Origin of the sequence: Glutamicibacter sp., from assembly GCF_050701915.1 — a bacterium.
Classification (GTDB): Bacteria; Actinomycetota; Actinomycetes; order Actinomycetales; family Micrococcaceae; genus Glutamicibacter.
On the sequence record NZ_JBOGEG010000013.1, the window covers coordinates 1 to 20823 of the forward strand.

Genomic DNA, 20823 nt, shown 5'->3' on the forward strand with positions numbered 1-20823 from the left:
GGCCGGCAACCAATAGGTTGCCGGCCACCGCCGTATTGCATGCTGGTACTTAGCCGAGCTCTTCACTCAGCTGGGCTGCACGGGCCGCTGCCGCTTGGGTGCCGGCAGCAATAATCTTTGGAATGCCTTGCTCATCGAAGGTGGCGATAGCCTGCTCGGTGGTGCCCTTCGGGCTGGTCACTGCCTTGCGCAGGGCCGATGGATTCGCGTCAGGGTTCGAGAGCATCTTGCCTGCACCGGCCACGGTGGCACGGGCCAGTGCGATGGAGAGCTTTTCATCCAAGCCCATGGCCACACCGGCGTTGGCCATGGCCTCAGCCAGGTAGAAAGCATAGGCTGGACCGGAACCGGAAATTGCCGAAAGCGCATTTTGCTGCTCTTCGCCAATGACGTGCACGTCACCGGATCCGGAGAGCAAATCGATGACCATCTTGGTCTGCTCTTCGCTCACGCTTGCGGCCGGGCTGATTCCCACAACGCCGGCCCCAACCATCAAAGGGGTGTTCGGCATGGAACGGATGACCGGCTGGCCTGCCGACAGGTGAGCCTGCATACTGCTCAAGGTGATTGCGGCGGCTACGGAAACAACAACCTTATGCGCGTCCAGCGATCCGGAAATCTCCTCGCATAGGTCGGTGATGCCCACCGGCTTCACGCCCAGGAAGATAATGTCTGCGCTGGAGGCAGCCTTTCGGTTGGCTTCCGGATCTTGCTCGCTGACCAAGACGTTGATGCCCAATTCACGCAGTTCCGCTGCACGATTATCGCTTCGCACGGTGGCGGTGATGAGCCGCGGGTCATGGCCCGATGCGATGATGCCACGCAGGATGGCGCCGTTCATGGAGCCAGCACCGAGGAAGGACAGGGACAGATTCTTTGTTGCTTCACTCATATGGCTATTGTGTCATTGGCTTGGGGTCGCTGCCGACTGTTAAGTGCTGGCGGGCAAATTCTAGGGTCTGTCCCAGCCATTCTTCCTTTTGCCCAGTATTGCGTGCCTTGCGGGTAGAGACCTCGACAGCGATGGTTCCGCCCCAGTTGGCATCACGCAAATACTGCAGCGTTTCGGCCACCGGTTGGGTGCCCAGCCCTGGCACGAGGTGCTCGTCTTTGCCGTTATCCAGACCATCGCACAGGTGCACATGTGCCAGTCGCTGGCCCAGGTCTTCAACTGCTTGGCGTGAATCCATATTGGCAATGGCCGCATGGGAGAAATCCCAGGTCACATGCTCGTAGTGCTGCGGGACTGGGTTCCAGTGCGGAAGGTACATTTTGGCTTCACGGCCCCGGGCGCGCCATGGGTACATATTCTCCACGGCAATTTTCATCCCCGTGGTGTCAACCAGTCGCTTCACGCCCTCGGAGAATTCCTCGGCGTAGGAGCCCTGCCACCTAAATGGTGGATGTGCGACAACCACGCTTGCCCCGACGGCTTGGGCCAGGATGACCGAACGTTCAATCTTGGCCCAAGCTGAGCCCCACACCTGCTGGGTGAGCAGCAGAGTCGGTGCGTGGATGGCCATGATTGGCAGTTGGTACTTATCCATCAAGGCCTTGAGCGCGGTGGCGGATTGGCTGGCTGCGTTGCCCGTAATCAGCACTTCCAGCCCGTCGTATCCCACGTCCTTGGCCATCGCAAAGGCGTCATGGACGGTCAGCGGATAAACTGACGCGCTAGAGAGGGTGACTGGCACCTTCATTGTGCTCTTCTGGTCTTCCATGCTCTTGCCTCCTGTTACCGTGTCCACTTTGCGGGCACCGTTTAGCCAAGAAGGTTAGCTGCTGGGTTTGGCGAGAAATTTGTACTTCTCATTGTCCAGAGCTACTTCCCCAACTCCAACGCTACTACTGAGCGGTGTCGCAGAGTCAAACATCACGTGATCAAAACGTCGAAGCATTAATCCTTCGCGGATAGCCCACGGGCAAATCCGCACAGATTTCAGTTTCAGGGCACTCATCGCTTCGTGAGCGACAATCGCTCCAGCAAGCAGTTGCGGGGCGCGAATCTCTGAGACACCGGGCAGTTCTGCACGTTCCGCCCAGCTCATTGCGGTCAACCGGTTGGTCCACAATTTCAATGCGTCACGATTGAGCACACGCTTAACATATGGGCCTTCCGTGCTCGGCGCGGCTCCGGTAATGCGAGCCAGCGAGCGGAAAGTCTTAGAAGTAGCGGTGGCCAAGGTGGGCTTGCCATACTGCCGCAGTTCGGTAGTTGGGTCGGTGAGAACATCACGTACGTACGTACGGAGTTCCTTGACTTCCTTCATGGAAGGCAGGTCGTTGGGAAGCCACTCGCGGGTCAGCCGGCCAGCACCCAGAGGCACGGAGAAAGCCGTCTGCGGGAATTCGTCAACACCCAGGGCCAGCTCCAATGAGCCGCCACCCATATCCAGGTTCAGGATGGATTCCGATGACCAACCGAACCAACGGCGTACCGAGTAGAAGGTCATGCCGGCTTCCTCTTCGCCGGTCAGTTCCATCAAGCTCACGCCCGTCTCAACTTCGACGCGTTCCAGGACGGCAGCACCGTTGGAGGATTCACGGATCGCTGAAGTGCAGAAAGCCATGAAGTCCTCAACCTGATGGTTTTCGGCGAACTTGGCGGCTTCCTTGATGAAGGAGATCAGCTCGTGCTGGCCTTCTTCGGTGATGGCGCCATACTCATTGAGGTAGCGCACCAAGGACAGGGGTCGCTTGTGCGAGGCATAGGGAACCGGGCGTGCGCCCGGATATGCGTCGACGAGCAACAGGTGAACGGTATTCGAACCGATATCCAATACACCGAGTCTCATGGTGCGCTCCTCGTTAGGCCTGGCAAGAAAGACTAGTCAGTCTTTTTTGCGGTGGTCTTCTTGGCCGTAGCCTTCTTCGCCGGGGCCTTCTTGGCTGCTGGCTTCTTAGCCGGTGCCTTCTTTGCCGTGCGCTTCACCGGTCCGCGGGCACGCTTGTCGGCCAGCAGCTCGATAGCCTGCTCGCGAGTCAGTTCCTCCAGGGAGGTAGTGCGTGGAACGGTGATGTTGGTGACGCCATCGGTGATGTACGGGCCGAAGCGGCCATCCTTGACCACGATGTTCTTCTCGCTGGTTGGGTCAACGCCGAACTCGGCCAATGGCGGCACCGCCGCACGACGGCCACGCTGCTTCGGCTGCGAGTAGATCGCCAGCGCTTCTTCCAAAGTGATCGTGAAGATCTGGTCTTCGCTCTCGATTGAGCGCGAATCGCTGCCCTTCTTCAGGTACGGACCGAAGCGGCCGTTCTGCACCGTGATCTCTTCGCCCTCAGCGTCAGCACCGAGCACACGAGGCAGGCTCATCAGCTTCAAGGCCTCTTCCAAGGTCACCGATTCCACGGTCATTGAACTGAACAGCGACGCGGTGCGCGGCTTGACCTTGGTTGGCTTCTTTGGCGGCTTGGGCTTGCCGTTCTTGTAGTACTCGACCGGCTGGGCCGCCAATTCCTCTTCGGTTGGCTCCGGGATGATCTCGGTGACGTAGGCGCCGTAGCGGCCATCCTTGGCCACGATCTTGCGACCGGTTTCCGGATCAATGCCCAAGTCCATTTCGGAGACCTGCGAGTTGGCAAAGAGCTCCTCGGCCTTTTCGGCGGTCAGCTCATCCGGGGCCAGATCCTCAGGCACGTTGGCGCGCTGCGGCTCGGTGCCTTCCTCGGCGCCTTCCGGGATAGCGCGTTCCAGGTACGGGCCGAATTTGCCCACACGCAAGGTGATGTCATCGGTGACCTTGATCGAGTTGATCGCACGGGCATCGATGTCGCCCAGGTTGTCGACCACATGCTTCAGGCCTTCGGATTCGGCCTCCGCTCCCTTGCCGAAGTAGAACAGGTTCAGCCAGTCGGTGCGGGCACGCTGGCCCTTGGCGATCTCATCGAGATCATCTTCCAGTCGGGCGGTGAAGTCGTAGTCCACGTACTTCGCGAAGTGCTCTTCGAGCAGGCGGATCACCGAGAAGGCGATCCAGCTCGGCACCAGGGCGCCGCCGCGCTTGGTGACATAGCCGCGGTCCATGATCGTGGAGATAGTTGGCGCGTAGGTCGACGGGCGCCCAATCTCGCGCTTTTCCAGCTCGGCCACGATCGAAGCTTCGGTGTAGCGAGCTGGCGGGGTGGTTTCGTGGCCCAGAGCGGTCAGCTCATCGCCGGCAAGCTGCTGGCCCACAGCCAACTGCGGCAAACGGGCTTCGGCATTCTCTGCGGCGGCTTCCAGGGCCTGTTCGTCCTTGCCCTCCTCATATGCGGAAAGGAAACCGCGGAAGGTGATTACGGTGCCTGAGGCCGAGAACTCGGCCACGCGGCGATCGCTGGCGGTGCCCTGCAGCTTGATGGTGGCGGTGAAGCCCTTGGCATCGGCCATCTGCGAGGCCACGGTGCGCTTCCAGATCAGCTCGTACAGTGCGTACTCGTCCTTGGACAGCGAGGAGCGCACGTCCTTGGGGCGGCGGAACATGTCACCGGCTGGGCGGATAGCCTCGTGGGCTTCCTGCGCGGCATCGTTCTTGGCCTTGTAGACGCGCGGCTTGGCTGGAACGGAATCGGCGCCGTACAGTTCGGTTGCCTGCTTGCGTGCAGCGTTCACTGCCTCGCCCGAGAGGAAGACCGAGTCGGTACGCATGTAGGTGATGTAGCCGTTTTCATACAGACGCTGAGCGATCTGCATGGTGATCTTGGAGCTCCAGCGCAGCTTGCGGGAAGCTTCCTGCTGCAGTGTGGAGGTGGTGAAAGGGGCCGCCGGACGACGGGTGTAGGGCTTGTCCTCGACGGAGGTCACCGCAAAGTCGGTGTTCGACAGGTTCGCCACCAGCGACTGGGCCGAGTCCTGATCCAGGTGGGCCAGCTTGTTGCGGGTGGTCTTCAGCTGACCGCGGTCATCGAAATCACGGCCGGAGGCGACACGGGCGCCATCCACTGCCGATAGCTTCGCTGCGAAGGCTTCGCCTTCACCGGTGGCGAAGTTGCCCTTCACGTCCCAGTATCCGGCGGGAATGAAGGCCATGCGTTCGCGTTCGCGCTCGACGACCAGACGGGTGGCCACGGACTGCACACGGCCAGCGGACAGGCCGCGAGCCACCTTGCGCCAGAGCACCGGTGAAATTTCGTAACCATAGAGGCGGTCCAGGACACGACGGGTTTCCTGGGCGTCGACGAGGTCGGTATCCAGCTCGCGCATGTTTTCCAGTGCGCGGGCGATGCCTTCCTTGGTGATTTCGGTAAAGGCCAGGCGGCGAACCGGAACCTTTGGCTTCAGGACCTGCAACAGGTGCCACGCGATGGCTTCGCCTTCGCGGTCCGCATCGGTTGCGAGGTAAAGTTCGTCAGCTTCTTTGAGCTTCGCCTTCAGTTCCGAAACGCGCTTCTTCTTGTCCGGGTAGACCATGTAGTAAGGCTCAAAGTCGTTGTCCAGATCGACAGCGAACTTGCCCACCGAGGTCTTTTTCAGCTCGGTTGGCAGTTCTGAGGGCTGCGGAAGGTCGCGGATATGGCCCACTGAAGCATCCACGTCAAAGCCTTCGCCCAAATATTTGGCGATCGACTTCACCTTGGCAGGAGACTCCACGATTACGAGTTTCTTACCAGTCTTTTCCTTGGCCTTGGGGGGCACAGCACTCCTTTAGACAACACGGACCTTCGACACCCTTTTCGGGCTCTGATCGATCCGCCATCGCAGCTTCGTTCTTTATGCCTACTCTATAAGCACATTTCTCGATGATCTTACACCGAAGAATCCGCGCTCCCCGAGCCAGGCATACTTATGATGATGCCTCCCCCATGCTCTGGTATTCGGGAAGCAATGAGATTAAGTAGAACATACGCCGCGAATCAATACTGCGTTCCTCGGCTGTTGCCTGTGCCTCGTATTCGTAGACCAGATCCAGCATTCTGCGGTTGAACTCGCGTTGCTTGGCTTCCGAGAGGAAGACCAAACCACTAGTCAGCATCGGCGGACGGTCGGGGTCCGGAGCAATTCCGGTCTTCGCTTCTGCCTCGCGCCGCTGGACTTCAGCATTGAGTCGGGTGCGGAATGCGTTCAACTGCACGTTCAAGTACGCAGTTTTGGCGTTCGCCGAGTCGATCTGAGTGTTCAGCTCGAGCCGTTCACCAGCTGCACGCCAGCGGCGCTCGCGTGCGTCGCCTTCACTGGCAGCACGAATCACATACCCGTACTTCTCCAGGGCCCGGAGGTGATAGCTCATGGCGCTAGGCGTCAGCGCACACAAAGATGCAAGTTCTGTAGCGGTGCGGGTGGTCTGCGAAGCAAAGAGCTCATCCAAGACGATCAGTCGAGCGTCATGCGCCAACGCTCGAATCGCTTGGGGGTCAGTGATCGAGACAACTTGTGGGATTTCTGCCTCATCACGCGAGGCGGCCCCACCTTGTTCCTCAACTGTGTTCCGTGTCATAGGGAAAAACTTTAGCGCTTGTTTCACATTTTCTGAAGCAGGCCATGTCGCAAGAGTCGCTTGACTGCTTCATAAAGCAGGTCCGCGAAGTTTTCTTGCCCTTCGCCAATCAAGGACTCCAAGGCGTTGACTAGTTGCGATACAGACAAATCCCCGTCGCAGGCGGAAACAAATCCAGCCTGCGCGGTATCAAGTAATTCGGTTCGGCGCAGCCCAGCCCCCTGGCGCAGCAAAATCACTCCGGGGTGTTCTGCACCCGGACGCTGGTGGCGCTCCTCGGTGACATCCTCGGCCACCAGCAGGTGCCAATCCTTGAACCCTTCAGCGGCGGCGGCCAGCTGGTCCGACATCGCAATGTCCCGCTGCAAGGTCGGGGCCAGCGGCTGTTCCACCTGGTGCGAGAGCTGCTCGTAGCGCTGCAGTACCGGCTGGCCCGTGGCTGGGCGGCGGAGGTACACCAAACCGAAGCCGATCGCGCCCACGCCGCGGGACTCGAAGTCATCGAGGTATGCGTTGTAGGCGGCGATGTACGAAGTGCTGTCCTCGGTCTGCGAGGAGTCACGCAGCCATGTCTCGGCGTAGCCGCTTGGGGTTGCCTGTTCGCGCTCGATCACCCATACATCCAGTTTGTCGCCGAACCACTGGCGCACGCGGGCATCCCACGGCTGATTTGATTCATCATCTAGGCGAGGAATCTCCCAGTTCGAAAGCATTTGCATGCAACCACCCGGTGCCAGGAGGTCTGGAGCCTGCTCGATCAAGGTGCTCACCAAGGTATCGCCGGCCATTCCACCATCGCGGTAGGTGAACCGGTCTTTGGCTCGTTCGTTGCTGCTTCGCGGGGTGATCACGAATGGCGGGTTGCTGGCGATCAAGTTGAAGGTGGATCCGGCCACCGGCTCGAACAGGCTTCCCTGAAGCAAGGTGACCCGCGATTCAAGGTCATCCGGATCCAGGTTCAAGGCCTGGTGGTTGAGCATCAGGTTGAAGCGGGTGAAGCCCAGAGCTCGAGCCGACAGGTCGGTGGCGGTGACGTGTTCCGCGTGCGAGAGCAGATGGAATAGCTGGATGCCGCAGCCGGTACCCAAGTCCAGTGCGCGCTCGACCTTTTCGCGGATCGTGATCTGCGCCAGGGTCAGGGACGCCTGCCCAATGCCCAGCACGTGGTCGGTGCGCAACACGCCGGGACGCTGGTGCGCACCCAAGTCATGAGCCACCCACAACTCGCCGTCGGCATCGGATGAATTCAGCGCCAAGGCAATCTTGGCCCGGTAACCGCTAGCCCAGGACTCGACCAGACCCAACTTGAGCAACCCGTCGGTCTTCAGCGTCGGGAAGGCGGCATTGATGGCCGCGTCTTCCTGGGTCTGGCCCATTTGGAAGAGACGCACCACGCAGGCAAGAGAGGCATCCGGCCTGCTGCGATCCAGATTTCGCAATGCCGGGTGGAGCTGATCGCGGGCAAATGCTGCCGCAGCTTCCTCACCTAGCAGCCCCGCAACATTTTCATAGTTGTACCCGACATCAGTCAGGTCTTTGGCTAGCGAGTCGATTAGCAGTTGATTGTAGCTCTGGGGAGCGTCATCAATGGAAGAAAATTCAGCAGCATTCACAACTCCAAGTCTACCGAGTAACGCAACCGGGGATAGCTAGGCCAGGCAACTTATGGCGACCTATGATGTGGGCATGACCCAAGTAACGGTGACCTATCTCCAGCAGCTCAATTCCGCCGACGTCATTCCCTCGGCCAAATCCCTGCCCGAGGACGCCCGGATTGAGCTAGCCAAAGAGATCACCCCGGAATTTTCGCGGTTCCTTTATCAGAGCGTGGGCAGCGAGTTGAACTGGGCTGACCGCCTGGGATCTACCCGAGAGCAGTGGGAGGAAGTGCTCCGACGCCAGGGCTCTGAAACGTGGGTACTCTACCAACAGGGTGCTCCCAAGGGGTACGTGGAGCTCGTCACCGAAGTCGCCGAAACCGGAAGTGAAGTCGAGATCTTCTACTTCGGCCTATTTCCCGAAGCTACCGGCCGTGGCCTAGGTGGAGTGTTGCTCAGCGAAGCACTGCAACAGGCCTGGGCCTTGGGTTCACGCTGGCCACAGCTGCCTGAGGTCAGCCGGGTGTGGCTGCATACGTGCTCCTTGGACGGCCCGACGGCGCTACCGAACTACCAGGCTCGCGGGCTGAAAATTTATCGGACCGAGGTGGAACAGGCCGAAGTCAAGGACGCATCGAGCGGATTGTGGCCGAAAGTGGCCGCATAGAAACCGCGGCCCGGACTTATTGAAAGTCCAGGCCGCGGTTGGTCCAAGCTGTAATTAGGCGTCCACGGTGCTGCAGTCTGGGCAGCGGCGCAGTGCTTCGTCCTTTGCGCAATCCTCGCAGAACAGGCGCAGGTTGCGGCAGGCCGGGTCCGAGCAGTTCTCGAACTTGTTGGTTGGGCCCTGGCAGCCAACGCACTCGCCGATGGTGACTGCGTCATCGGAGAACTCGGTATGCATGCGCTTGTCGAAGACGTAGAGCGAGCCTTCCCACAGGCCCTCATCACCGTACTTCTCTCCATAGCGGACGATGCCGCCCTGCATCTGGTACACCTCTTGGAATCCGCGCTTGACCATCAAAGCCGAAAGCACTTCGCAGCGGATGCCGCCGGTGCAGTAGGTGACCACCGGCTGGTCCTTCAGGTGGTCGTACTTTCCCGAGTCCAGCTCGGCAACGAAATCGCGGGTGGTATCCACTTCGGGGACGATCGCGTCCTTGAACTTGCCGATCTGCGCTTCGAATGCGTTTCTGCCGTCGAAGAAATGAACCTTCTCGCCGGTCTGCTTCTTGCTGTCAACCAGCTCGTGAAGTTCTTCTGGGCGCAAGTGTGTGCCACCGCCGACAACGCCGTTTTCGTCTACTTCGAGTTCGCCCGGAGCACCGAAGGTCACGATCTCGTCGCGAACCTTAACGGAGATACGCGGGAAGTCTTCCGCCGAACCTTCAGACCACTTGATATCCATCTTCTTGAAGGCTGGCAGTTCTCGCGTGGCCTTGACGTAGGCCTTGACTGCGGAGATCTCGCCACCAACGGTGCCGTTGATGCCGTCTTTGGAGATGATGATGCGTCCGCGCAAGCCCCAGCGCTCCAGCAGCGAGCGCTGCCAAAGGCGGATTGCCTCCGGGTCTGGGAGCGGAGTAAAAGCGTAATACAGAACAATACGATGAATGGCCACCCTACAATGTTAGTAGCTTTTGGTCGCGAAACGCCGAGGAAAAGAGCAATGTCACATTGATCTTTCCCGAAGATATCGGGCTCTCGGCCAGTGCAATAGTTCCAAGTAGGCAACGATTAGTTCAATGTCAGCTAATTCCTAGGAAAGACAAGGTAGGGTCAAATTATGGCATCAAACGCAAGCGATGAACTGATTGGCACCTGGGTAGCAGGCTGGGCTGGGGCTCGTGGTTATGAAACTCGTAACGAAGGACGAGTCCACGCTGCGCTGCGCCACGACACCACAGAAGACTGGGAATACGTCATCTATGGTCCCTCCAAAGAAGAACTCGCAGCAGTAGCCGAGACCTTGACGAAGCACCCAAACCGTCGCCTGACGGCTTTCGACGACTCCGCCGAGAATCTGGTTGCAATTGCGACCGAAGTAGGCCTGCAGGTCACCGCCGACGACGAAGCACTGATGGTCACAGAACTAGCGGTGCACGACGTCGAAGTCCCTCTGCCTGCAGACGGCTTCGTCTTCCAGATTGAACGCGATGGCACTCATGCCTACGTTTCGTTGCATCCTGAGGACAACCAGGAAGTAGTTGCTGCTTCCGGCCACGTCTCGGCAGTTGGCGGATACGCAATCTTCGACCGCATCATCACCGGCGCCGATTTCCGCCGCAAGGGCCTAGGTACCCTGATCATGCGTGCGCTGGCTTCGCTGGCTCAGGAACACGACGTTGATGAAGGCCTGTTGATCGCTTCGGTCGATGGCCAGCAACTTTACGCTTCGCTGGGCTGGACTTCGCTGGGCAAGGTTGTCATGTTCAAGGCCTAGAGCCTCCACGATTACCCTTATCGCCGTGCTTGACGCTTCCACGTCAAGCACGGCGATAGTCTTTAACTCCAGCGAATCTCGGTCCGGAAGGCGTCCTCGTGAAGTCAGTGCGTTCTCTCTTAGATCCCTATGACCGGACCAATGATCCAGATGCGGTGGTGCACCGCCGTACCAGGGCGGCCAAAGACGAGATCACCAGCCAATGGCCAGCGTGGCTCAGCACTGAACTTGTTGGGATTTTCCAGGGCCTAGGCATTCAACAGCCATGGCTGCATCAGGCCCAAGCAGCGAACCTCATCCACGAGGGCCACCACACCATAGTTTCCACCGGTACCGCCTCGGGTAAGTCCATGGCCTACCTGATGCCAAGCCTCGAACAGTTGCATCAGGCAAAGGACAGTGGATTCAACGATGCTGATGCCGGTGCATCGGTGCTTTATATCTGCCCAACCAAAGCATTGGCAGCCGACCAGCTTTCCGCGGTGGAGTCCTTAAACGTTCCCGGGGTCCGAGCCGCTCCCTACGATGGCGATACCGACCAGGCCACGCGAACTTGGGTGCGTCAGCACGCCAACTTCGTATTCACCAACCCAGATATGCTGCACCGCGGCATCCTGCCCAACCATCCGGCTTGGTCCAGATTCTTCAAGCGCCTTCGCTACATCATTATTGATGAGGCCCATTCCTACCGCGGAGTCTTTGGCGCACACGTAGCCAACCTGATGCGCCGATTGCGGCGCATTTGCGCCTACTACGGCAACTGCCCGGTCTTCATCGGTGCGTCCGCGACGAGCTCAGACCCAGAAGAATCCTTCGGGCGTCTCATCGGGGCACCAGCTCAAGCGGTGACCAACGATTTCTCTGCCAGCGGTGAGCTGGTGATGGCCTTGTGGGAGCCTCCGATGAGTGAACACCGGGGTGAAAATGGTGCACCGGTACGACGTACCGCCATCGCCGAGAGCGCCTCAATCCTCACCGATCTGATGGCTGATCACGTTCGAACCATTGTCTTCATCAAGTCCCGCCGTGGAGCTGAAACAATCGCAACGCTCACTCGCAAGCATCTCGAAAAATTTGCTCCGGATTTATCCGTCCGGCTTGCGGCGTACCGCTCGGGCTACCTGCCCAATGAGCGCCGTGAGGTGGAAAAGCAATTGCGCAGTGGTGAGTTGTTGGGTGTCACCTCAACTTCGGCGTTGGAACTGGGCATAGATATTGCGGGCCTGGATGCGGTAGTGGTTGCCGGGTGGCCAGGCACCCGCGCGTCGTTCTTCCAGCAAATTGGCCGTGCCGGACGTTCAGGACAGGACGCACTGGCGATCTTTGTCGCAGCTGAAGATCCATTGGACACGTACCTGGCTCATCATCCCGAAGCCATCTTTGAATTGGGGGTCGAAGCGACGGTCTTTGATCCGCAAAACAAGTACGTGCTTAGCGGCCATCTCTGCGCCGCCGCGCAAGAGTCTCCCCTGCGACCTGAAGAGCTGGAACTTTTCGGTCCGCAGACCGAACAGCTTCTGGATTCGCTGGTGCAACGCTGCTACTTGCGCCGGCGCCCGGCTGGATGGTTCTGGACGCATCCGCAACATGCGGCAGGGATGTTCTCCATCCGTGCTGATGGTGGTGGACCAGTTGACATCATTGATGCGGAAACCGGTGCTTTGCTTGGCACGATGGATTCCCCGCAAACGCATTATCAGGCGCATCCCGGGGCCATCTACGTGCATCAGGGTGCCAGCTACCATGTGGAAGAACTTGATGAGCAGAACCATGTGGTGATTGTGACTCGGGTGAATCCTGATTACTACACCACGGCGCGTGATCTCACCACGGTTGCCATTGATTCCGAGGAACGTAACCGAAACCACCGAGAACTGACGATTCATTTCGGTGAAGTCACGGTGACCACTCAGGTCGTTTCTTTCCAGCGCAAATCGGTGGCTTCTAATGAAGTGCTTTCGGAAGAGCCCTTGGAGCTTGAAGCCCGGGATTTGAATACCAAGTCCGTTTGGTTCACCCTGACCGAACAGCGACTGCTGCGAGCTGGCTTGGAGATTGATCAATTCCCCGGGGCCTTGCATGCTGCCGAGCATGCCATGATCGGGTTGCTGCCACTGGTAGCCACCAGCGACCGTTGGGATATCGGTGGAGTTTCCACTGCGCTGCATATGGATACCGGCCATCCGACAATTTTTGTCTATGACGCACAGCCTGGCGGTGCTGGGTTCGCCGAGCGTGGCTTCGAGCGATTCACCGCTTGGGTCCGTGCCACCCGAGATGCCATCCAGGCCTGCGAATGCCAGCACGGTTGCCCAAGCTGCGTGCAGTCCCCCAAGTGCGGTAACCGCAATAATCCATTGGATAAGGCTGGAGCGATCTTGCTGTTGACCGCCGTGCTCGATGACGTCGAGCCAGCGCACCACCGCTAACGGCTTCTGCCCCGCTCACCGCACCGGCGCGTCCAGTGGCGGTGCTCCTGCCCGTGCCTGGGATTCGGCCAGGTACAGCTCTATGCCCATGGCACGGAACCCGACAGGAACGTGAGTCGTAACGCGCACCGACTGGCCATCGGGTTCCACCGTGCATGATGCCAACTGCGCACCGTTGGATTGCGCCAAGAGCGCAGCTACTTTGCATGGTTCTCCGGGGCGTAGCCCACGGGCCGTATCCGCGGCAGCCAGCGCCGACAGATCGGCAGCGCTGGCCGCCTGCATCGCGGCTCTCGTTGCTGCAACCCACGCCAAAACCGCACCGGCAATAAGCAGTGCAACAACCACGAGCGCTGTTGCCATGACCGTTCCGCTGCCCTGTTCACTTCGAAGGCTCCGCCGCTTTTTCATTCGACGGCCACACTGGCTTGTCCGTGGACCTGAATGCTGCCAATAATTGGAAGCCGTACCGATTTGCTGACGTGGACCTGCGAGTAGCCGTTGGCAGCTGATAGCGAGAAGCGGGCTTGGTTTCCAGCCAGCCTCACCCCACTGGCGCGAGCGGTTGCATCGTCCTCGCCGCGGGCCAACTCCCTGGCCATGGCCCCGGCAGCCTGCTGAACCTGGATCTGCTGGATCCCGACGACACCAAAGCACAAAGCCAAGGACAGCATGACGGCAACCGCGGGTAGCAGCACCGCAAATTCTGCGGTGCTGCTACCCGATTCGTCGCGGAATCTCATGGCCTACAGCGACAGAGCTTTGGTAATCAGGCCCATTAGCATGCCACGTACGTCGCCGCTGGACAGGATGCTGATCAGCAAGCCGGCAAAAGCTACGGCAGCCAGGGTGACCATAGCGAATTCGGCAGTGGTGGATCCCTGCTCCTCCCGAAGCTGATCCCTGATTTCTTGGAACTGTCGGTTCATTGTGTTGTCCTTTCTAGACCGTCCTCCCCGGCGTCGATGCCGGGGACGTTGTGCTTATACCTTCGGCGAGCGCCGCCGGCAGCTGCACTGGTTTCTTACGAGCTGGGCATAACCCTTGGCAGCGGTTTACTGGTAGCTGGGGAACAGCGCGATGATCAGTGGTACTACGCCCAGGGCGATGAAAGCCGGCAGTGCACAGGCCCCTAGGGGAAGTACAAGTCGGGTGCCGAATTGCGCTCCGAGGCGTGCAACTTTCTGTGTATGTTCACGGCGTTGCAAAATCGCGGTATTGCGTAGCAGATTGGCTGCCGGTGCTCCGGTCATGTGGGCGAAGTGCAGTGCTTTACGTAGCGGGGCGAGCCAGGGCGGGACGGCTTCCCAAGCTTTGTCCCAAGCCATATTCATTTCCAAGCAGCGTGCGACGCTACGCAGCACCGCGCACTGTTCAATGCTGTGCCCGAGCAAATCGAGAATCTCGGTGATGGGCATGCCCGAGTCCAACAGGCTGGCGCTAAGATCGAGGATCAACTCGACAGGTTTTTCATCAGCCAATCGTCTTTTCAATGGGCGCTGCGGTGCTTTGCCTTCTCGACTTTTCGGGTTGGGTGGTCCTAGTGCCAGAGCGATGGAAAGCGCACCAAAAAGCAGAATCAGAATGATCATGAGAATGCCTGGCTGGAGGTTGCCTGCATGAGCCGTTGGCACCAGATCCGGTTCGCGATCCACAGTAGTGCTCCAATGAGCACGCTGAGTTGTGCCGCCCATGATCGGCCTATTGTGCCTAGGACATCAATGCCCAGAAGCAGGCCAAATCCAAACCCCACCAGTGGAAGCCAGGTCAGCAACTTGGTGGTTGCTTTAGGGCCAGCCATGGCCGCTTCGAATGCTTGCTGGGCCACCAGGGCACTTTCGAGGTCTTCAGCTAGCCGTTCCAATACATCGGCAAGGCTGGCGCCGCTGCGTTCCGAGAGTTCCAGGCACCAGTGCAGTCGTTGGACCGCCGGGCCCAGTTCCTGCTTCGCCGAAGCATCAGGTCCGGGAGTGCTGTTGTTTAGCCGATGCGTTGCTTGGAGGTCTTTGAGCGCTTGGATGATGTTCCCGCTGTCGTTCTCGGTCTCTAGCAACGCATCAACGGCGGGATGGAAACCCAATCCGCTCCGAAGCAGCGCCGATAGTTCACGGATGATGCGTGCATCGGTGCCCAGCGCCTGGTACCCGAGCTTATGGCGTTCGTCCCTGCGATCCCGAAGTCTGCGAAGTGAGCCAGCGTTGCTCTGGTTTGCTGAGTGCGCGGGGATCCAGAGCCACAACGCCAATGCGCCAAAGATGAGGATCAGCATAAGTCATTGCTCCTTGGCGTTCTCATCACCGAGCTCCTTGGCAATGGTGCGCGTGAGCGCTTGGCCAAACCTGTTCGCCAAGAAGCTTTGGCCGTAGTCGGCAAGCGGTTCGGCGGCGGAGAGATCTATCAGGCTGCGCATGTTCATCTGGCCGTCGCTGCCAGTGTCCAGACATCCAAGTGCCACCGGTCCGCGCTGCCCTTGGCTCCCCCTGCTCATGTGAATGACGAGGTCTAAGGCGCTGGAGGCCTGCAAGGAAGTCGCCTGCACACTCCATCCGGCGAGTGCGCCCAGAGCTGCCAGGCGTGCCGGAACCGATTGCGGGTTGTTGGCGTGCATGGTGCCCGCTGCTCCTTGATGCCCGGTGTTCATGGCTGCAAGAAAATCGCGTATTTCCTCCCCACGGCATTCGCCAACGACCAGTCGGTCGGGCCGCATGCGCAGGGCTTGAACGACCAGGTCCTTGAGCTGCACTTGGCCGGCAGATTCGACGTTGGCCGAACGGGTTTGCAACGACACAACATGCGGGTGCGGTACTTGTAGTTCTTGCGAGTCCTCCACGATGACCAATCGGTGCCGGGGATTGGCTTCGGCCAGCATGGCTTGCAGAAGGGTAGTCTTGCCGCTGCCTGTTCCGCCGGTAATCAGGAAGTTCATCTGGCGTGCCACGATGGCCTGAAGCAACGGCAGCCAAAACCGGTTTGATGGTTCTAGCACCGTGCCTAGTTCGAGCCGGGCGCCGCGCTTGACGCGAATCGAAATCAGCGGACCGGCTGTGGCAATTGGCGGCAGTACGGCGTGGACGCGATAATTCTTCAAGCTCATGTCCATGAATGGGCTAGCTGAATCTAGCCTTCGGCCAGCAAGGGTCGCTAAATGGACGGCCAACGTCCGAACCTGCTCGGGGGAGGAAAACCGGAATTCGGTCGGTTCCAAGCCGGCCGGAGAATCCGTCCAGACCATCCCTTGCCCGTCGACCAGAACATCGGTCACCTCGGGCCGCTGCGCGAAAGGCTCAAGGATAGATAGGCCTGCCACTTCGTGCTGCAGCGATTCCAGGGATTGGGCGGCACCTTGGGACCCCAGGGCCGCGCCGGAATCGTGGACTGCTCCTGCCAAGGCAATCGCGTCGAGCTGCCCGCCGGTGAGCAATGCGCGTTCACGAACGGACTCCAGAATTTTGGCATCCAGCACGGGCCCGCCCGTTGACGGGATGGCGTTTTGGCTATGCCGGCCCGGGCTCATGAGCGTTGCTCCTTCAATTGCGGTATCAGGCAGAGATTGGACAGGTGCTGGCGCAGTGCCCGGGATCTGAAGCTGTCGAATAGCTGGCCGCGCTCTATCGCTTTGCTGATCCGGGGAAGATCAGGAAAGGCCCCAAGAATCTCCGGAAAGCCTGCAGGGGTGCTGCGTAGTTTCTGTTCCCCGCACAGCACCACTTCCCCCGAGGCCGGCACGGTCAGGGAACTGGCAGTGGCGATATTTCGGTCAATGAACTGGTTCAGTGCCAGGCGTTGCGGATGCGGTGCGCGTCCAGCATCCACTACGACCAGGTCGAATCCTTGCCGAGCCGCAGCCAGCAGGCGAATCACCAGCTGGTCCTCCAACTCATGCGTTCTGCTTGCTTGGGACCAGGTCAAGATCGCGGTATCGCGAAGCTTCGGCAGCGTTTCGGCAAGTTGATGAGCAGCAATCGCGCCGCCGGATTGCCGCAATTCTTCCCATCCGATTCCCGTTGGCGGTTGCGCGCAAACTAGCGGCCATGCGCCTTGGGAATGCGGATCCAGGTCAATCATGGCGCTGCGAAGACCGCTCAGGGTTCCGGCATGCGCCAGCAACAGGGCGAGGGTTGTAGTCCCCAGCCCGCCTGCCGTGGAATTCAGCTCGAGCGTGTGTCCATGCCCTGCCCTCATGGCCCAGAGGCCGAGGTACTCGCCGAGCCATTGGCTGGCTGAGGGCAACACTGCCACCCTCGATTTGGGAATCCTGCTGGCCAAGCCCCACACGATGGCCTCGCCATCTTCCAAGCCGACCAGGACATCCACCGGTCGGCTCGTATTTTCGGCCAGCGCTGCCATGTCGCTGCCCCATAGCACCGGCCCCGAACTATCCGCGGGCAACAGTTGCGGGTCGGTGCATTGGTTGATTCTCACCGCCGCACTGACCGCGATCACCGCACATCGCTCAATAATCCGTGGATCGTTGCTCACGATGGTGCAGATCGGTTCATCTTCCGCAGTTCGGTCATCAGCCGCCGCCGTCCTGGCTCTATTCGGAGGCACCTGCACGAAATCCAGTTCAGTCATCACAAATCGTTGCGAGTTTTTCAGCGGTTTAGCCGATGGGGATTCTGATAGCCATTTCATGCATCGAGCGTGGCATCTGCCCATTCATTTGCGTGCCGCTAGCCAACCAACTGGGGATATCGGCCGCTGGCACGGCACAATGGATCCATGAGTGCCATCGCTTTCCTTGCTGCCGATCCTGATGGCTACGCCCTTATCGATCTTCGTGACCAGTACTCTGGCAACCCGCTGCAGCCGGTTGCCTCGGTATCCCGCGATGATTTTGCCGGATTTGTCGCCGAAACCGAAGCACGGTATTCGCCCCGCTGGGCCATGCTCCGCACCACCCCGTGGATGCAGCCGCTTGTCGCTGCCGGGGTCTACCTGGCCAAGGCCTACATTCTCTCCTTGGCCCAACGCATCGTGCACCGCTCCCCGCTCAGTGCGAAGAAGCTCGAAGACTTCAATCTTGAACGACCTGTTCAGACCCAAGAAAGGGTCGGTCAGGATGCGCTCTTCGCCGCCCCTACCTCAGGCGAGTCCCTTTCCGAGCTCGTAGCCATGTACGTTGCCCAGCGCGAAGCGTTGCCGCCAGAGCCCGGTCCCCGTCAGCGCCTGGAATTATTGATCCATGCCGAATCGGTCGGTGCCTTGATAGCCTGCGAGATGGAAGCGGCCGGCTTGTCATGGGATGAAGCCGGACACCGCGCCTTGCTGCGCGAGCAATTGGGCGAACGCGTATCCGACTATGGACGGCCGCCAAAACTAGCGGCCAAAGCCCAGCAGCTGGCAATGGCACTAGGCAGTCCCGGGCTCAACCCGGATTCACCACAGGAGCTGTTGCGCGCCCTGCATAAGGCCGGTTTCGCTGTGAGCTCGGTGCGGGCCTGGGAACTTGAGCAGATCAATCATCCATTGATTTCTGAAGTTCTTGAATACAAGAAACTCTCACGCCTAGCCAGCACCCATGGAGATGCGTGGCTGGATCAATGGGTGAAAGGTGGCAGGTTCCATCCGCACTATGTCCTGGGAACGGTGACTTCGGGACGCTGGGCGGCTTCTGGCGGCGGAGCGCTCCAATTGCCGCATTCCATCCGCCAGGTCGTGCGTACCGCTCCCGGCTCGACCTTTGTGGTGGCCGACGGAAGGCAGCTGGAACCTCGAATCCTGGCAGCTATTTCCAATGACCAGCAATTGCAAAAAGCAGGCCAGCAAGATGACCTGTACCAGTGGTTGCTGGATGCCAAGCTCGTAGCTTCCCGTGAAGACGCCAAGCTGGGCATGCTCTCGGTCATCTACGGCGGCGGTGGCGGCGCTTCAGGTGCGGTAGGCGCGGCCCTGACCCGCAGCTTTCCCACCGCCATGCGTTTCGTCGAACAGGCGGCTCATGCCGGCGAGCAGGGTGAAGGCGTGCGCAGTTTCCTCGGCCGCGGTTGCCAGCCCGCCGATGAGCAGTGGTTGCAAGCGCAGAAAGCGACCAACGATGAAGCATCACAGCGGGCTGCAGACGGCGCAGCCAGAGCCCGCGGCCGGTTCACCAGGAACTTTGTCGTACAGGCTACCGCCGCGGAGTGGGCTTTGGTGTGGATGGGCCACGCACGGCATCTGATCCATCAGGCCGGGTGGAGCCAGAGCTGCCGCCAGGTGTTCTTCGTCCATGACGAAATTGTCTTTGAATGCCCCAACGAATTAGCTAGGCAGTTGCAGGAGCTGATCCGGCACGCAGCCATGCTCGCCGGACGCTCCCTGTTTGGCCAGGCTTCGCCGCGATTCCCGGTCAGCGTTGCAATCTCCGGGAACTACGCGGACGCGAAATAGCCGGATTCAGGCCATGCGCAGTTCACGGCGGTTATTCCACGGCTGGGTCCAACCCAGCTCGTTGAACAGCCGGTCCAGCACGATCGCGGTGAAGCCCCAGATGATCCGGTCTTCAAAATCGAAGGCCGGGGTCTTGAACTTCTGATTGCCGCGATGCACCACACCGGTCAAGCGATTCCTCGGATCCAGCAGGTGCGCCACCGGGGCGCGGAACACGCCGGCGCTTTCTTCCGGGTCTGCCGGATAGACCTTGGATTCGGTATGCCACCAGCCAAGCACCGGGGTCACTAGGAAGTTCGAAACCGGCAATTCGGTTTCGCCCAAGTTGCCCAGGACTTCGATCCCGGAGGTATCCACGCCGGTTTCTTCCCACGCCTCGCGCAAAGCGGCGTCGGCAACGCTCGGATCCTCTTGGTCGATGCCGCCTCCGGGGAAGGCGATTTGCCCGGCGTGCTTGCGCAGGGTCGCGGCCCGCTCCACGAACAACAAGTCCAGATCGCCGACCCGGGAGTGCGGTTCCAGGGCCGCCTCTCCGGCGGCGCCGAACAGGATCAGCACCGCGGCCCGGCGTGCAGCGCCGAGCTCGATATCGCTCATCACCCATTCGCTGGGCAGTTTCTGCGTTGCCCCGACCTGCGCCGCATGGCGGGCAATTACTTTTTCCAGTTCCAAGCGTGCGCTCATGCGTCTAATCCGTATCCTTCAGCCCTCAGCTCGCGGCGAGTTGCTCCGGCGATCATTTTCGCCAGCAATTCTTCTCGTCCTGGTGCGAGTTCATACTTGAGCAACGCTTTGGCCTTGGCTGGTATTTCCTCACCGATACCGAATGAGGGGCAAAGCTTGGCGATGGCGCAGGCCCCGCAGGCAGGTTTGCGCGAGTGGCAGACGCGGCGGCCATGGAATACCACGCGGTGGCTGAGCATCGTCCAGTCGCGTTTTTCGAATAGTTCCCCCACCGCGTGCTCTACCTTGACCGGGTCGGTTTCATCGGTCCATCCAAAGCGGCTAGCCAGGCGCCCGAAGTGGGTGTCCACGGTGATTCCGGGAACACCGAAGGCGTTGCCCAGCACGACGTTGGCGGTTTTGCGTCCCACTCCGGGAAGCTTCACCAGCTCTTCGAGCTTGGCTGGCACTTCTCCGTCAAAGCGTTCCACCAAGGCGGCCGATAGCCCTAGCAGGGAATCCGTCTTGGCGCGGAAGAAACCGGTGGGGCGGATCAGCTGCTCAAGCTCGCCCCGCTCGGCTTGGCTCATTGCGTGGGCGTCAGGGAAACGGGCGAAGAGCGCTGGAGTGATGGCATTGACCCGCACGTCGGTGGTCTGTGCCGAGAGCACAGTGGCTACCAGCAGTTCAAAGGGATTCTCGAAGTCCAGCTCGGGCACCGCGTAGGGGTAGGCCTGCGCCAGTTCCCGGTTGATCTTGCGTGCCCGGCGCTTCAGCCCCAGCTCAGTTTCGTTGTTCAGTTTCTTCGCCACGCTTTAGATCGTGCCATGAGGTCGCGAAGTTTTCACCCTTGGACACCGTCCCGGCGTGCTGTTCATCGCGTGCAGCCAACCGCTCGGCGC

The 20823-nt window shown here is 59.9% G+C and carries 20 protein-coding genes; 4 read left to right on the forward strand and 16 right to left on the reverse strand.

The window, feature by feature from the left end:
- Window positions 1–49: 49 nt before the first annotated feature.
- From proC to ACRDT3_RS09630, 6 genes are all read right to left on the reverse strand, one after another.
- The gene (proC, locus tag ACRDT3_RS09605; protein WP_431492768.1) at window positions 50–892 is read right to left on the reverse strand and encodes a pyrroline-5-carboxylate reductase; all 843 of its coding nucleotides are present in this window, start codon (window positions 890–892) and stop codon (window positions 50–52) included.
- A gap of 4 nt (window positions 893–896) precedes the next feature.
- Window positions 897–1721, reverse strand: coding sequence for a sugar phosphate isomerase/epimerase family protein (locus ACRDT3_RS09610; protein WP_431492769.1), 825 nt, complete (start codon window positions 1719–1721; stop codon window positions 897–899).
- A gap of 54 nt (window positions 1722–1775) precedes the next feature.
- Window positions 1776–2795, reverse strand: a complete 1020-nt coding sequence (locus ACRDT3_RS09615) for a Ppx/GppA family phosphatase (RefSeq protein ID WP_431492770.1) — start codon at window positions 2793–2795, stop codon at window positions 1776–1778.
- Window positions 2796–2827: 32 nt separating this feature from the next.
- A complete protein-coding gene (topA, locus tag ACRDT3_RS09620; RefSeq protein ID WP_431492771.1) occupies window positions 2828–5617 on the reverse strand; it encodes a type I DNA topoisomerase in 2790 nt (929 codons plus the stop codon).
- Window positions 5618–5765: 148 nt separating this feature from the next.
- Window positions 5766–6416 carry an ArsR/SmtB family transcription factor gene (locus ACRDT3_RS09625; RefSeq protein ID WP_431492772.1) on the reverse strand — a complete coding sequence of 217 codons (651 nt, stop codon included), beginning with the start codon at window positions 6414–6416 and terminating at the stop codon, window positions 5766–5768.
- Window positions 6417–6439: 23 nt separating this feature from the next.
- On the reverse strand, window positions 6440–8029 hold the full coding sequence (locus ACRDT3_RS09630) for a DUF7059 domain-containing protein (protein WP_431492773.1): 1590 nt from the start codon (window positions 8027–8029) through the stop codon (window positions 6440–6442).
- 73 nt (window positions 8030–8102) lie between these two features.
- Between ACRDT3_RS09630 and ACRDT3_RS09635 the strand changes: the two genes are divergently transcribed.
- The gene (locus ACRDT3_RS09635) at window positions 8103–8681 is read left to right on the forward strand and encodes a GNAT family N-acetyltransferase (protein WP_431492774.1); all 579 of its coding nucleotides are present in this window, start codon (window positions 8103–8105) and stop codon (window positions 8679–8681) included.
- A gap of 54 nt (window positions 8682–8735) precedes the next feature.
- Here the strand turns inward: ACRDT3_RS09635 and ACRDT3_RS09640 are convergent, their stop codons facing one another.
- Window positions 8736–9635 (reverse strand): rhodanese-related sulfurtransferase, encoded by a 900-nt coding sequence (locus tag ACRDT3_RS09640; protein ID WP_431492775.1) that lies wholly within the window; start codon window positions 9633–9635, stop codon window positions 8736–8738.
- Between the two features lie 165 nt (window positions 9636–9800).
- On the opposite strand from ACRDT3_RS09640, the gene ACRDT3_RS09645 reads away from it, so the two are divergent.
- The gene (locus ACRDT3_RS09645) at window positions 9801–10457 is read left to right on the forward strand and encodes a GNAT family N-acetyltransferase (RefSeq protein WP_431492776.1); all 657 of its coding nucleotides are present in this window, start codon (window positions 9801–9803) and stop codon (window positions 10455–10457) included.
- 98 nt (window positions 10458–10555) lie between these two features.
- The gene (locus ACRDT3_RS09650) at window positions 10556–12886 is read left to right on the forward strand and encodes a DEAD/DEAH box helicase (RefSeq protein WP_431492777.1); all 2331 of its coding nucleotides are present in this window, start codon (window positions 10556–10558) and stop codon (window positions 12884–12886) included.
- 15 nt (window positions 12887–12901) lie between these two features.
- On the opposite strand, the gene ACRDT3_RS09655 is transcribed toward ACRDT3_RS09650, so the two are convergent.
- The 7 genes from ACRDT3_RS09655 to ACRDT3_RS09685 all read right to left on the reverse strand — a co-directional run bounded on the left by ACRDT3_RS09655 (window position 12902) and on the right by ACRDT3_RS09685 (window position 17461).
- Window positions 12902–13297, reverse strand: a complete 396-nt coding sequence (locus ACRDT3_RS09655; RefSeq protein ID WP_431492778.1) for an Rv3654c family TadE-like protein — start codon at window positions 13295–13297, stop codon at window positions 12902–12904.
- On the reverse strand, window positions 13294–13629 hold the full coding sequence (locus ACRDT3_RS09660) for a TadE family type IV pilus minor pilin (RefSeq protein WP_431492779.1): 336 nt from the start codon (window positions 13627–13629) through the stop codon (window positions 13294–13296). The genes ACRDT3_RS09655 and ACRDT3_RS09660 overlap by 4 nt, the downstream gene beginning before the upstream one ends.
- A gap of 3 nt (window positions 13630–13632) precedes the next feature.
- The gene (locus ACRDT3_RS09665; RefSeq protein WP_431492780.1) at window positions 13633–13815 is read right to left on the reverse strand and encodes a DUF4244 domain-containing protein; all 183 of its coding nucleotides are present in this window, start codon (window positions 13813–13815) and stop codon (window positions 13633–13635) included.
- 126 nt (window positions 13816–13941) lie between these two features.
- Window positions 13942–14478, reverse strand: coding sequence for a type II secretion system F family protein (locus ACRDT3_RS09670; RefSeq protein ID WP_431492781.1), 537 nt, complete (start codon window positions 14476–14478; stop codon window positions 13942–13944).
- Window positions 14475–15155, reverse strand: a complete 681-nt coding sequence (locus tag ACRDT3_RS09675; RefSeq protein ID WP_431492782.1) for a type II secretion system F family protein — start codon at window positions 15153–15155, stop codon at window positions 14475–14477. Before ACRDT3_RS09675 ends, ACRDT3_RS09670 begins: the two co-directional genes overlap by 4 nt.
- A 3-nt stretch (window positions 15156–15158) precedes the next feature.
- Window positions 15159–16400, reverse strand: a complete 1242-nt coding sequence (locus tag ACRDT3_RS09680) for a TadA family conjugal transfer-associated ATPase (protein ID WP_431492783.1) — start codon at window positions 16398–16400, stop codon at window positions 15159–15161.
- Window positions 16397–17461: a hypothetical protein gene (locus ACRDT3_RS09685; RefSeq protein ID WP_431492784.1), complete on the reverse strand. Its 1065-nt coding sequence runs from the start codon at window positions 17459–17461 to the stop codon at window positions 16397–16399. The genes ACRDT3_RS09680 and ACRDT3_RS09685 overlap by 4 nt, the downstream gene beginning before the upstream one ends.
- A 147-nt stretch (window positions 17462–17608) precedes the next feature.
- Here ACRDT3_RS09685 and ACRDT3_RS09690 point away from each other — a divergent pair, with 147 nt between their 5' ends.
- Window positions 17609–19258, forward strand: a complete 1650-nt coding sequence (locus ACRDT3_RS09690) for a bifunctional 3'-5' exonuclease/DNA polymerase (protein ID WP_431492785.1) — start codon at window positions 17609–17611, stop codon at window positions 19256–19258.
- Window positions 19259–19264: 6 nt separating this feature from the next.
- On the opposite strand, the gene ACRDT3_RS09695 is transcribed toward ACRDT3_RS09690, so the two are convergent.
- On the reverse strand, window positions 19265–19942 hold the full coding sequence (locus ACRDT3_RS09695) for an NUDIX hydrolase (protein ID WP_431492786.1): 678 nt from the start codon (window positions 19940–19942) through the stop codon (window positions 19265–19267).
- Window positions 19939–20733, reverse strand: a complete 795-nt coding sequence (nth, locus tag ACRDT3_RS09700; protein ID WP_431492787.1) for an endonuclease III — start codon at window positions 20731–20733, stop codon at window positions 19939–19941. Before nth ends, ACRDT3_RS09695 begins: the two co-directional genes overlap by 4 nt.
- Window positions 20734–20823 lie beyond the last annotated feature (90 nt).